General features: G+C 47.1%; 12 protein-coding genes. 3 read left to right on the top strand and 9 right to left on the bottom strand.

The genetic code is table 11. From position 1 onward, the window contains the following. Positions 1 to 135: 135 nt before the first annotated feature. A complete protein-coding gene (locus CXIVA_RS06575; RefSeq protein WP_013977222.1) occupies positions 136 to 909 on the top strand; it encodes a hypothetical protein in 774 nt (257 codons plus the stop codon). Between the two features lie 92 nt (positions 910 to 1001). Here CXIVA_RS06575 and CXIVA_RS06570 read toward each other — a convergent pair whose 3' ends face one another. The 9 genes from CXIVA_RS06570 to CXIVA_RS06525 all read right to left on the bottom strand — a co-directional run bounded on the left by CXIVA_RS06570 (position 1002) and on the right by CXIVA_RS06525 (position 11904). Then, complete coding sequence (locus CXIVA_RS06570; RefSeq protein WP_013977221.1) at positions 1002 to 2645, bottom strand: Na/Pi symporter; 1644 nt, start codon at positions 2643 to 2645, stop codon at positions 1002 to 1004. A 505-nt stretch (positions 2646 to 3150) separates the two neighbouring features. Beyond that, entirely contained in the window at positions 3151 to 3600 is a 450-nt protein-coding gene (locus tag CXIVA_RS06560) for an Hsp20/alpha crystallin family protein (protein ID WP_013977220.1), read from the bottom strand. A gap of 261 nt (positions 3601 to 3861) precedes the next feature. Continuing rightward, positions 3862 to 5082, bottom strand: a complete 1221-nt coding sequence (locus CXIVA_RS06555; RefSeq protein ID WP_013977219.1) for a tyrosine-type recombinase/integrase — start codon at positions 5080 to 5082, stop codon at positions 3862 to 3864. A 129-nt stretch (positions 5083 to 5211) separates the two neighbouring features. Beyond that, positions 5212 to 5415 (bottom strand): hypothetical protein, encoded by a 204-nt coding sequence (locus tag CXIVA_RS06550; protein WP_013977218.1) that lies wholly within the window; start codon positions 5413 to 5415, stop codon positions 5212 to 5214. 241 nt (positions 5416 to 5656) lie between these two features. Then, on the bottom strand, positions 5657 to 8890 hold the full coding sequence (locus tag CXIVA_RS06545; RefSeq protein WP_013977217.1) for a VaFE repeat-containing surface-anchored protein: 3234 nt from the start codon (positions 8888 to 8890) through the stop codon (positions 5657 to 5659). 20 nt (positions 8891 to 8910) lie between these two features. After that, positions 8911 to 9282, bottom strand: coding sequence for a type II toxin-antitoxin system PemK/MazF family toxin (locus CXIVA_RS06540; protein ID WP_013977216.1), 372 nt, complete (start codon positions 9280 to 9282; stop codon positions 8911 to 8913). Positions 9283 to 10437: 1155 nt separating this feature from the next. Beyond that, positions 10438 to 10623 carry an NAD-dependent DNA ligase gene (locus CXIVA_RS06535; RefSeq protein ID WP_013977215.1) on the bottom strand — a complete coding sequence of 62 codons (186 nt, stop codon included), beginning with the start codon at positions 10621 to 10623 and terminating at the stop codon, positions 10438 to 10440. A gap of 35 nt (positions 10624 to 10658) precedes the next feature. Then, positions 10659 to 11531, bottom strand: coding sequence for an ImmA/IrrE family metallo-endopeptidase (locus tag CXIVA_RS06530; RefSeq protein ID WP_013977214.1), 873 nt, complete (start codon positions 11529 to 11531; stop codon positions 10659 to 10661). Positions 11532 to 11535: 4 nt separating this feature from the next. Continuing rightward, a complete protein-coding gene (locus CXIVA_RS06525; RefSeq protein ID WP_013977213.1) occupies positions 11536 to 11904 on the bottom strand; it encodes a helix-turn-helix transcriptional regulator in 369 nt (122 codons plus the stop codon). Between the two features lie 841 nt (positions 11905 to 12745). Between CXIVA_RS06525 and CXIVA_RS06520 the strand changes: the two genes are divergently transcribed. Beyond that, a complete protein-coding gene (locus tag CXIVA_RS06520; RefSeq protein WP_013977211.1) occupies positions 12746 to 13138 on the top strand; it encodes a hypothetical protein in 393 nt (130 codons plus the stop codon). Continuing rightward, the gene (gene tnpB, locus CXIVA_RS06515; RefSeq protein ID WP_148267795.1) at positions 13125 to 13484 is read left to right on the top strand and encodes an IS66 family insertion sequence element accessory protein TnpB; all 360 of its coding nucleotides are present in this window, start codon (positions 13125 to 13127) and stop codon (positions 13482 to 13484) included. Before CXIVA_RS06520 ends, tnpB begins: the two co-directional genes overlap by 14 nt. Positions 13485 to 13493: the final 9 nt, after the last annotated feature.

The following is a 13493-nucleotide window of genomic DNA, read 5'->3' as shown; positions in this document are numbered from 1 at the left end:
TATCATATGTTTGGTATAAGTCAAGGGGATTTTTATTTTTACTGTTTTTTTACAAAAATTAAAGAGCTGATTCTGTTCGCACCGGCGCAATCGAGATATAATGAATGCAGCACGAAGCGAAAGGAGGCTTATCTTATGGGATTATTTAACAGAAATTCTGACACAAAGATTGAACGTTCCGATGATGATGTCATCGAGGCACAGCGGATCCAGGCGCTGGCGAAAAACATTTACAACGACGGCAAAAATACCGTCCTGGCCTACGATGAGGAAAATCTGATCCTGGAATACAAACGCCGCCATGATGAATTCGTATTGGACGGCGCTTCCACACTGCTGACCTACACCTGCGAGGACCGCATGATGGGCACCCGGGAAATCGGCATCTGGGAAAAAGACTTAAAAGACAAGCGCGCCGGCGCCCACCCGGCCTACAAAAAATCCGGCAGCATCACCTTTTCCAAGAAGGATTCCGATACCTTCTTCCACCTGTATCATGACATCAAAAACTGTCTGACAGGCAAGGCGCTGTTCTTTACACCGGAAACGGAATTTGACGAAATCAGCTTCGATTCCGGCGATCAGATCCTGGAATTCGCGGACGGGCACCGCACCTATTATATTGAATACAAAGATATCATCGGCGCGGATTTAAACACCAACACCAAAACGATCACCACCACCAAAACCCACGTGGGAAAGACCCGGGTATCCTCTTCGGACAACGTGGGCATCAATGGGGCGGAAGGAAAGCAGGACGCTTCCAGTACCACCACCATTGAAAGCTATGATCTGGTGATCTATCTGGATGATGATCAGTTCCTTCTGATGAAAAAACACTACGAAGCCAATGAAGGCGATGATGTGCAGCGCATGTTTCAGATGCTGCGGGACATCATCGGCGAATAAGCCCCAGAACGAAAGACGGTATTTTCCGCAGGGCAAAAAGCAGTTTTCCCGCAAGGCGAAAGCAGCATTTCCCGCAAGGCCGCGGCGCCGGATCAGGCCGGTTCATAATCCGCCGGGCGTTCTTTCAGGGCGTAGGCCAGATTGATGGCATGATCCGCGCACCGCTCCAGTGCAGTAACCATGTCGGTGAAAATCACGCCGGCCACCGGGTTGCATTTTTCTTCCATCAGCCGTTCCACATGATTGTGGATCAGTTCGGCTTCCTGATGATCGACTGCGTTTTCCAGTGATTCAATCTGATGCAGCATGCCGTAATCCTCGGTTTCAAAGATATCCAGGGACAGATTGACAGCATGCATGGCGTCTTCTGCCATATGGCGCAGTTCCGCGATGGCTGTATCTGACAGCTCCGCTTTGTTGCGCCTCATTTCCTCGACATATTCCACAATATTTTCCGCATGATCCGACAGACGCTCGATATCGGAAATCGCGATGGTCATATTGGATACCTGCCGCAGATTGATCTGGGTTAAATCCAGTGTGCGCAGCTGTACCATGGCATCCGCGATGGTATGGTTCAGAATATTGACGCTTTCTTCCCGGATCCGCACTTTTTCCGCCAGTTCCGTATCATAATGGAAGAAGCAGTCCATGGAATCCTTCAGATTCCGTGCCGCGATGCGCCCCATGCGGACCACTTCCCGATGGGCCTGTGCCACTGCCATGCTGACGGGCATTTTGCCCATACCGATCATATACTGCAGCTTGCGGTCTTCCAGTTTTTCGTTTTCTTCCTCCCGGATCGGGATGATTTTCTCCGACAGGCGAATAATTTTTTCCGTAAACGGCAGTTCGATCAGAACCGCCACAATCGCGAAAATAGTGTGGGTATTCGCGATCTGACGTCCCACATCGTTGGGGGACAGTCCCTGGATCAAATCCAGCAGCACCGGGAAACAGTTGATGAGCGCCACCAGGATACCGGCCCGGATCACGTTAAAGAGCAGGTTCAGAATGGCGCATCGTTTGCCGTTGCGGTTGGTCGTCAGAGACGCCAGCAGGTTCGGTGTCACGGAACCGATGGCCGCGCCGATCACCAGGTAAACGGCTGTGTGGTAGTCCAGCATCCCCTGGATGGCAAAAGCCTGAAAAATAACCGTAGACGAAGACGAACTCTGCAGCAGGGCCGTAAAGCCGACACCAAATAAAATCGCCAGGAACGGATTGCTCAGTCCTGTCAGGAAATTAATAAATCCCTGGGTCTTGGACAGCGGAATAATCGCTTCCTTCATTACGGAAATGCCGAAAAACAGCATACCGAATCCCATCAGGATCTCACCGATATATTTGACCAGATTTCTGGAAATAAACAGATACAGAACCGCGCCGCCAAACAGAATCACCGGCGCGTAGGCCCCGATATTAAACGCGGTAATCTGCGCGGTAATCGTCGTACCGATATTCGCGCCCATGATTACGCCGATGGCCTGGGACAGATTCATCATCGCGGAATTCACGAATCCGATGACCATCACATCCGTAGCGGAGGAGCTCTGGATCAGCATCGTCATGCCCAGACCTACCAGTACCGCAATGATTTTATTTTTTGTGGCTTTTTCCAGAATATTCTGGAGATTATCCCCACACGCGTTTTTCAGTCCGGATGACATAATCGTCATACCAAACAGAAACAGTCCCACGCCTCCAAGAAGCGAAAAAACATCCACCAGTGTCATGTGTATCCTCCCTAATGATATTTCACCGTTCTAATCATAGCACCTTTCTTTACCAAAGTCTCACATAAATATAAAATAGGTAAAATACATGTAAGTGTCTTGTAATATATCCAGAAAAATCGTCAGAATGCACAGAACCGGGGCCTTCGGCTCCCGTACCCAAGGCTGCGCTGCGGCGGCTGACGTCTCAGGGCCTGTGCAGATAAAAAGAACCGGAACTTCCGGTCCGGGTGATGGACCGATGAAGTTCCGGTTCTTTTTGAATCTCAGTATGTGCAGGCACACAGCTGTGTGTCTGAGGATGGTCATATGGTTCGTCTATGTAAAAATTTCCAAAAGGGAGATTGAATTATTCTGCATTCTATCGTAAAAGGGGCTCGCACCCTCGTCGGCTTCCGTCTGCCCCAGCCGCGCGGCCCGCAGGCCGCGCCGGGCAGATCTCTGATCTGGTCAGGCTTTCCTGTCCCGCCGCTGCGGGTACGATGCCTCACGCACAGGCTTTGGATCAGCCTTCAATCGAAATGTATTTCGCGTCTTCTACTTCCGGTTTCTTCGGCTCTTTTTTCGGGATGGCAACGGTCAGGATACCATCTTTGAAGGATGCCTTAACATCCGCATCCGTAATCTCATCGCCTACATAGAAGCTTCTCTGATAATGGCCGGAATAACGCTCTCTGCGGATATATTTCTCATTTTTGTCATCTTTCTCATCCTTATTCTCAGAATGAGTGGCTGTAACGGTCAGATATCCGTCCTTCAGCTGAGCGCTGACATCTTCTTTCGCGAAGCCCGGAAGTTCCATCTCAATCTGATAGCCACCGTCGGTCTCTTTGATATCTGTATTCATCGTATTGTATGGGGTTCCGGAAGCCGGTGTCCAGAACTGGTCATTAAAGAAGTCATCAAATACATTGTCAGCAAAAGTGTTTCTAAAAATACTAGGTGTGAATAACATAAATCATTCCTTCTTTCTGTTTGCTCATTTCTTCTTGTTACATCTATCGGAACAAGAGGGCTTTTCTTTTTTCTTCCTTTCCCTCTTGCTATATATGTTATAGCACACGTTGTTAGCACTGTCAAGCGGTGAGTGCTGATTATTTAAAAAATATTTGTTATGTACCTGAAACCCTTTTGTTATGCGGGTTTCAGCGATATCCAATTTTTGTTTTTTCAAAAGAACTGAAAATCTGGTGTTTTGACTCCTATTTGACTCCAGTTACACAACCTTCCATGTAGTCAGCTTTGCGACCTCCTTTCGCACCCGGTTCTGCTCTGTAATGTGATTGTACACCTGCATCGTAACATCAATATTTGCGTGCCCCATCAGATACTGAACAACCTTCATATCCAGCCCCTGCTCTGCCATTCTCGTACATCCGGTATGCCGAAGTGTATGAGCGGAAATATGCGGCATCAGGTCCGGTTCTCTGTTTTCCCTGACAGCGGCAGCTTCTTCTTCTTTATTAAAAGCTTTTACAATGTGGTCCAGAAATGCATTAATCGCTGCCGGCATCAATGGTCTTCCGGTTTTGGCTACGAAGATAAAATCCGCCCGTTCTCCTATCTGATAGTCTCCACGGATTCCACGCAGAAAATTCATTTTCTTCTGTTCAACAAATGCCTGGTACACATCATTACTCATTGGGATCGTACGGATTCCGGCATTTGTCTTCGGCTTTGACTCGTGAAACTTAAAGCCATCTCCATAATTTTTATAGATTAACTGCGTCGTAACATGAATTTCGCGTTTCCTCATATTCACATCCTTCCATGTCAGACCGATCAGTTCACCTACACGCATACCAGTTCCGATCATTATAATCAGAACCGGATAATAGACATTATAGATTGTACTCTTTTTTGTATACGCTAACAGTCTTTCCTGCTGACTAGGCGTCAGAGCCTTCCTTGCTACCGGGGGAATGCCATAATCACTGACTCCCTTTTTTGCAGGATTTTTACGGATCATGTCATCATCCACTGCCATTTCAAATGCCGGATAAAGCAGATTATGTACAAGCGTGATCATACTTCTCGAGTATCCGGCTTTTGACATATTAGAATAAAAGAGTTTTATATGAGACGGACGGACCTGAAGTACCTTCATCAGTCCAAGATCATTCTTTACATGATTATTCCATGTGGCCAGATAATTTTCTCTGGTACTTTCCTTTAATTTTTTTGTCGCCATGTATCGATCAAACAGTGTATTTACCGTCATCTGCCGGATTACACTGTCTGTCAGAAGCCTGTCTTCCAAGTCTCTCTGCAGCTTCTTTTCCTTTTCCCGGAGTTCCAGAAGTGTCGAAGCGTAAAAACCAGTCCGTTTCCCCGTCTGTTTATCCGTATATCGGTAGGAATAGCGTCCATCATTTCGATAATACTCTCCTTCCTTCAGCCTTCGTCCTTTATTATCTGTCCTTCTCTGTCTTGCCATCCTATCATTCCTTCTTTCTGATTCCTGTCAGCCGGAATGACTCCAGTTCTCTCGGATAAGAGCTTGAGAATTCTTCCAAGCATTCCGTACTGACAGGATATTTTTCTTTTGGAAATTCTATCCATTTCCTTATTCAGCCATGATCTCCAGATACTTTTTGATTTTGCTGACTGAAAATAAGACCCTTCGGCCTATGATGATCTTCGCGCCTGCGTCTTCTCCGATTTTTCTTGCTGTTCCCATACCGCAGGAAAGCATAGCTGCCAGTCCTCTCGTATCCACTGCAAGTAACTCATTCTTCTGTTCATTTAATTTGTCCATTGTCTGATTCATAAATTTTTTCCTCCATCTTTTTTGTGAATTTATGTTCCGACTCCTTCAGAGCATAGATTCAAAATGATTATTTCTCCACGATGTTAGCAAATGATTTTTCATCCTTGACATCCGTAATAAAATAAAAGGGGATTTTATGCTCCCCTTTCATCATGATTTTTTTCTGCTTTAACCCCCTGTGTTCTGTTTTCTTACGACATGCCTAGATCGTATTTCCTTGAATGCATGTCCATTTCCTTCACTATCCCCGTTTCTTCAGGCGATATGCCGCAAGGCCGGTGAGCATTGCTGCCGCACCGATCAGCGCTGCCATAGAACCAACCGGAAGTTTGCGATCTCCAGTCTTCGGATGGCTGATAGATCCGGAATCATAGAATTCTGTTTTCGCTGTCGGATGATGATGTGTGGTTTCCACATCGACCGTCTGTCCTTTATCCTTCAGATCCTCATGCATGGCGATTTCCTTACCGGCTTCATAAAGTTTTTCAAATACAACGGTGGAATGGCCTTCCAGATCCAAGGAATTGAATACAAATTTCACCTCCTCAGAACCAAAAGTTTTCTCCGCCTTGAAACTTGTTTTGGCCGTTATCGGTTTTCCATCCTTCTGAACTGGTTTTCCAGTCTTTTTGTCCATCAGGGTTCCTGAAACTTTGTATTCTTTTCCGGCGGTCAAATTAGAGTAATTTACCGTATCAATGACTACGGTTTTCTTTTCCGCCTTCACTTTGTGGTCACCGTCTGCCTGATCCCATGCAGTGGTGTGAATTTTCGGGAAGTGAATCGTCTGATCCGCATCTTTCAGATCTGCATGCACAGCAACTTCTGTGCCTTCGTGGTAAATCTTTTCAAATACCACCGTTGTTTTCCCAGCCAGTGCACTGCCGTCGAATGCGAAAGTAAGAGATGCTGTTCCGTCCGTATGCTCCGGAATAAATTTCCGCTCTGCGGTTACTGGTTTTCCATTGACCAAAATGGCTTTCCCGGTTTTTTTATCCATTAGTGTTCCGCTTAAGGTATAGGTCTTTCCTGTAGCCAGTCCCCGATAAGCCACCTGATCGGTCAGTGTTACTGATTTTGATGTACAGGAAGTATGGGTACCGGTCTTTGCGTCAGATGCGGTGGTATGCACCTCTGGAAAATAGACTGTCTGTCCTTCATCTGTCAGTTTTTTGTGTTCCGCATAGCTTTCATTCCCTTTGAAGAGCTCCTCGTAAGCGACTACGGCATGGCCTTTCAGATCCGTACCTTTGAAATGGAATTCCACTTTTGTGGTACCGCTGCGGTCTTCTGCGGTAAATTCTGTTTCGGAGACAACGTCTTTTCCAGCGGACTGCACCGGCTTTCCGGTGATGCGATCCATCAAAATGCCGGAAAGGCGATATTTCTGCCCTTTGGTCAATCCGCCATAGGAAACCGTGTCCATGATCGTGACGTTATCATCTGCCTTTGCATAATGGGTACCGCTTTCCTGATCGACTGCTTCCGTTTTGATCTGAGCAAAATAATCCGTCAAGGTCCCGAAATCTACCATCACTGCCCCGTTTGTTTTGTCATCGATGGAAAATTCCTTTTTAATCAGATCGGTGCCGCGGTTATTCTCGCAGCGCAGTTCCTGCAGCGTGTAGGTGTCATAAGGAAGCGCGCCCAGCTGCTCGTCCGGTGTATCGGTACCGAACCAGACACCGTCTACAGAGGCTTTCTCTGCATTGGTATGGGCGGTGTGTTTTACATGGGAAGCTTCTGTGGATGCGTTTCCATTTCCATCGGTATAGATCACATGACTTTCACCGGTGGTTTTAGATGTGATTCGGAACGGGATTTCTGCCATCGGCTTGTTTCCGACATTGCTGATCTTCCTGAGTTTCAAATCTCCGCGCAGCACCTGTTCTTTGACTGCTTCCTTTGCCACATTCCCTGCCACAACTTCGATTCCAGAAGCTTTCAGATTCCGCACGTATACGGTGCTGTCTGCTTTATACCCCTCCGGAGCCTTTGTTTCCTGCATGGTCAGTGTTCCCAGCGGGAGATACGTTTTTCCGGATTGATCAGTATAAAGCTCATCCCCGCTGACCAGGTGTTCCTTATCATAGTTAATTGTTCCATTATCATCCGTGCGAAATACCCAGGTTCTCGTCGGTCTCACACCGAACTTAGCCGGATCGCCATCGGATTTCACGTTTTCATAAAACTTCATAGTGAATTCCGCATCTTTTAACGTCGCTGCACCTTCCGCCTCCGCTTTTCCGGTGCCTTTATCTGTTTTCTGTACTAGGACATCCACACCGTAACGCTGATGATCATCACCGATGCTGACCCGAGAAGTTTTTTCTTCGGAAACGCCAACTGGCTGTACCGTCTTTGCCACGGCATATTCTGCCGGGGCGGTCAGCTCCTTGACGTAAACTGTGTTTTCGCCAGTATAGAACTCCACACCGGATTTTCCATTGGTATTGGTCTTCGGCATCTTTGTAAGCAGTGTTTTACAGTCTTTTTCCTGATACACGCCAAATACAGCTCCTGCCAGCGGCTTGCCGGTATCATTGTCCTTTTTCGTGATTTCTATTTTAGATGGATGCACCCAGCGGACGGTAAAGTCTACATACTTCTCATTATCCACGCCTTCCCCGAACACAAAGGCCAGATTCTGAGATCCAGACCCGGTGGATACTTTATAGGCTGCATAATCCTTTGTGATGCTGCCTTTCATCTTTGTCTGCCAGATTCCCTTCATTTCTTCTGCCTGGTCCACCGGCGCCGTCAGATAAAATTGGGTACCTCCGCTGATCTCCACATCAACGCCTGCCTTGCTGGTATTGCCGGTCGTTACGTTGACCAGTTTCACATTTTTCGGAAGTTTCATTGTGATAGTCTGCAGCTTATCGGCCGTAAATTTCACCGTTTTGGTACGCTGGATATTTCCTTTTACATAGGCTTTTACATCATCGTCGGAAAACTCCATGTCTACATCCGGGATATCCGGCTGTTTCAGGCAGTAGTTATAAAGTTTCTTTGCAAGAGTTTTTCCTTTTGTATTTGCCCCTTTAAATGCATCGTCTTTCTGGTAGGCATAGGCTGCCGCCAGATGGGTGATTACAAACCGCTCCCCTGCTGATTTTTCCGGATAATACTGGGTGAAAAATCCATTTTCACCAGATGCTTTTGTTCCGTAATAGCAGACCTTTGCCAATGCTTTTCCGTCCTTTAAGCGTGTCACCTCCCAGTCGCCGCTGTAGGGGGATGCTTTTTCCGGTTCAATGCAGTACGCAGTACTTGTGATATCTCCCATAGATACCGTGTACTTATAAGTAAGATAGCTGCCAAGACCATAATCTGAATAACGATACAACGTTCCTCGAGTAACCTTGATCCGTGAAGCGGCACCGGCTGGATGTGCACACGGAACCAAGGCTGCCACTGCCGCAGCTACAGCCAGCAAAAGCGCAGCCGCTTTCCGAAATTTCTTTTTTCTCATCACGTGTTTCTCCTTTTTGTTCAGCATGCGGTTTCACACACCGGAATCTCCATATGCAGACTGACCCGGATCCGCTCTTCGATCTCCGACATCTGCTCCGGCTTCACTTTTCCGATGTAAGAAATGATTCTTGCCTTGTCGATGGTGCGGATCTGTTCCAGTTCCACCGTGGATTCCCCCTCCATATGGGACACCTGCACATTGCAGTGGGTTGGAAGGTTACGCTTGTTTCTGCTTGTCATCGGAGCGATGATCAGCGTATTGGAAAAGAAATTTCCGGCATTGTTCTGAAGGACAACTACCGGCCGCTTCCCGCCTTGTTCCGAACCAACGAACGGGCTAAGATTCACGAGATACACATCACCGCGTTGATAGATCCAGTTTTTCTTCATTTCTTCTGCTTCTCCTTTCGATTGTTCTTCATTCATAGACTGATTTTCAGAGCAGGCATAAACACATCTGTTTGCTGTTTTGTCTGCTCTGCCAAGCCGGTCATCGAAAACACGCCTCTGTTTTTTCAAACCGGCTATGTATCCGGGCAGTAGTCCCCGCCCGGTCTATTGTTCGATAAGTTGTGCCGTATTTGTCCCTGACTCCCCCGGCTGGAAAACCTTTGTTTTCCGGGAATACATCAGAAGGCTGACTGCAATCAGCTCCATGGGACTCTAACCCCTCCGAAATTCTTCCGAGCTGCCCCCATTGCGTGCGGCCGGCCTGCGCTGCCGTGATCCGACAGTGCTTCCGGTTCAGGCTGTGGCTGGACAGAAGTACCATTATACCTGCGCGTTTCATGGCCATGCCGGATGCAATCCCGGCATCTGAAACCAATCCGGATGAGCGTTTTTTGCTTCTCATATTTCTCGTAAAACCTGGGGGAAGCTTCTCACCGGTGTGTTTCTGTGGCTGGCGGCATCTGCCGCCCGCACAGGGATGTTTCTGATGAATGCATATGAAATTTTCAATGTACAATTTGTGATATAAAAGATTTCAGGGTAAAAAGCATGTGCCCCTTCCTCTTGTTATGCTTCATTCACAAAACAGCCGCCCTTGTCTAAACTGCCAATTGTCTGAAAACAGGTGACGCTTTCGAATGTCTGGCGCAGATCATTGCACCTATATGTACCTGAGCCGGATCCTTTTAAACAGTCAGTCATAAATCTCCACGCTGCCTCTCCGTTCCACTTCTTTCGTCATTACACTTCGTGGTACCGTGAAGCGAACAAAAAAGGAGCCGGACAAAACGAGTGCATAAACTTTTCCTGTTATGCTTTACGTTTTGCCCGGCTCCTGATGATTCCCGCTTCCTGCACACCACATTTTCAAGATGTGGTGTTTGTCCGCTTCGTCAAATCCAACTCATCACAAACTCCTGATTTCCGGCGACGCCCCTGGGAACTTCTTCTGCAGAATGCTGTTTTCTTCTGCAGTCATTCGATCCGGCTGTTCTTCCGAAAATCTCATGATATTCTGTTTTTCTTCCTCTGTGATCCATTCATCTGTTCCCGGATCACAGTTTATTTTCAAGAAACGCTGATTCCATCAGCGAATCATGAAACTTCTGCTTTTGATTTTGTTTTTTCACCGATTTCCTGAATCCGAATAATTCCGTCCATCAGACGGATATCAAAAAAGCGCCTGCATTTTGGGCATCGGATCTGAGAATCCGTCACAGATGTCTTCAGCAGAACCGTACCGCATTTCGGACACGTAATCGTGTAATCGTATTCTTTCATATCTGCCTTCTTCTGTCATACATTTACTGCAGTATCTAATAGTAATAATCACCAAGATAAGCTCTTACCAGGCTGCCATCTCCGTATCCATATTTATTGCAGAATCGGCTGATTTCCTTCAGTCTTGCTTCCCGCTTCGCTTTTTCTTCTGCTTTTTGTCTCGTTGGTTCATCCCACTCTTCCGGAATTTCGGTAAATCCCGGATGGAGGTTCAGCTGTTCGACTCGACATTTTACCGCAGCCCGGGAAACCTGAAACACTTCCGCCAGATGATCCACACAAGACCGATCTGACCAATCATACGATTCAAAGTCACAAACCTCTTTGGATACCATGCTTTTCGGCATCAGTAATGCGGAAGCCAGGGTGTCTGCCTGCCATTCCAACCAGTCGTGATCTGTCTGGAAATTCCGCTGTTCCGGCTTCAGATAGGCGCCTGCTCTGCAGGGCGGCAGGTGCGAAATTTCCGCATTCGGATGTTCCTGCCGGTAATGCTTCATCCGTCGATAATATTCCCGGTGAAGCAGCGCATGAGCCGCTTCATGGCCGACAGTAAACCGGTATCGCCCTTCGTTTTTCCGCGGCCCGATTAAAGACCGGTCAATCAGCACAGTACTTCCTTTTACGGAAAAATATTTCGCCTGCTGTTTTTCCGGATCATAGACTGGAAGCCTGCTGGTCTCATCGAATATAGTCATTCCCAGGTAGATCCCGTTATTAGACAGATATTGAAAATCCAACTCCATTCCCAGATAGGACTCCACGAACAACTCAATATCCAGTGCGCCCGGTCTGTTCAGTAAGTCCGGCGCAAAATCCCGGAGGATCTCCTCCCCCAGCTGATCGATCTGTTTTCGACTCAGCACCGGCAAACCGCTTGGTTTCATCCAGCACTTTAAAGGGTACACGATTTTATCCTTTCCTTCGCTTCAGTTCGTCCACAAACTCCTGCCATTCTTTCTCACCGGCATCAAGATCCCGGAGCGACCGGAGCGCTGCTGTCACATACCCTCGGTCTTTGATGTATTCCGGCAAATCCGGCGCGATCGTATCCCGGTCACGCCCAGCAAGATCGTACATAGTATCTCGCTCTTGACTGTTCATATGAAGAAAATCCGCCAGCTGATTCATCTTATCCAGATCCAGCGGATTCCTCCGTCCTTTTTCAACATCAGAAAGAAATGGTGCGGATACATCCAGCTGATCGGCCATTCTTCGGAGTGTAATGGACTGTTCCAATCGTTTCTTACGAATAAACTCTCCAAATGTTATCTTTTCCAACGCTGCACCTTTCTATATCTATTACTTGTTAGCTTGTAAGCTAACAAAAGTATTCAAGTGAAAAATATAAAGCGGAAACAACTGACAAAATGTGGATGGTCCGATTTCAGAACATCGAAACGGAACATGCCCACCATTTCCTTGCGTGTTCTCCTCCGCCGCTTCTTCACTTCTATGCTGGCTCCCGGTCATTTAGACTTCCCCGGATCACACTGCATCATATGCTCATTGGTGCATTCAGAATCGCCTGCGGCAAAAGGGAAATCAATCAGCCGCTGCGGTTATTTGTTTAGCACTTCGGTAGCGATGATTCAATTATATGGAACATTTGTTCATTCGTCAAGTGTGTTTCCGAACATTAGTTCGTTTTGTGTAAATTCAATAAAACTGATTAGCAATAACTGCAGAATCGAACAGGAATATCGGCGTATTGCCAGTATCCCTGCATCTCAGAATATTCACAATTATATTTATTCTGCTCCATACCAACGAGCATCCATCTTAACACTATCATAGATTTTCCCGTTTGTATCCTTGGTACAGAATTTATTTATGATATTTGATAATAACAGGGATAAGCAATATCAAGCTTGATATACCTACCTTTTTCTCCCTTTCTGGATGTTTACAGTAGATTTTACGATAGGCTGTAAGATTAAAATAATTTTTATGATTAAGTAACTAAAACTTCCCACACCAAAAGGTGTATTGAATCTTGAAAACTCAATAATGTAGGCAATTGAAAGTAAACGTCAAATCGCACGCCTAGTCAGGCGGCTGGATTTCTGAGATACTCTGGAAAACTCACAAAACTACAGGTTTTTCAGAGGAGGACTCAGAGATGGATCAATCAACACATGAAGTAAGACTTGCCCACTGGAAGGAGGTGGTCGCCCAGTGCCAGTCCAGACCGGAAGGTATGACGGCAAAGGACTGGATGAAGGAAAACGGAATCAGTGAAAAACAGTATTACTACTGGCAGAGAAGAATCCGCTCTGAAGCATATGAAGAAATGAAACGCCGGAGCCTTCCGGATAAAGCGGTTTCGGATCAGCGCACTGAAATGGTGTTCGCAGAGATTCCTGTCCAGAAGGAACCATCTCCCGAGGACTCTGTACAGGAGTTCCGGCCTGACGCAGTCATCCGCATCGGTTCCGTAGCTGTTGCGCTTTCCAACAGCGCTTCAGAAGAACTGATTGCCGGCATCATAAAGGCGGTGGATCCTGCTTGCTGAGGCGGCCGGTGTAAAGAAAATCTATATCGCCTGTGGCTATACGGACCTGAGGAAAGGGATTGACGGACTGGCACAGATCGTCGGGACAACATTTGACCTGAACCCGTTCCAGAAGGATGTGCTGTTTCTCTTCTGCGGCAAACGGTGTGACCGGATCAAGGGCCTTCTCTGGGAAGGGACAGGATTCCTGCTTCTGTACAAGAGGCTGGAACAGGGATCCTTCTCCTGGCCGAGGACGCCGGAGGAGGCAAAGGAGATCAGCCGTGAACAGTACCAGATGCTGATGCTGGGACTGAATCCGATAAAGCCGAAAATCCGGGAGGTTCATCCCCGGGGAGTAACATAAATTTTTGTG

This window comes from Clostridium sp. SY8519 (genome assembly GCF_000270305.1).
Classification (GTDB): domain Bacteria; phylum Bacillota; class Clostridia; order Lachnospirales; family Lachnospiraceae; genus SY8519.
This window is presented reverse-complemented; position numbering and strand designations above follow the sequence as displayed.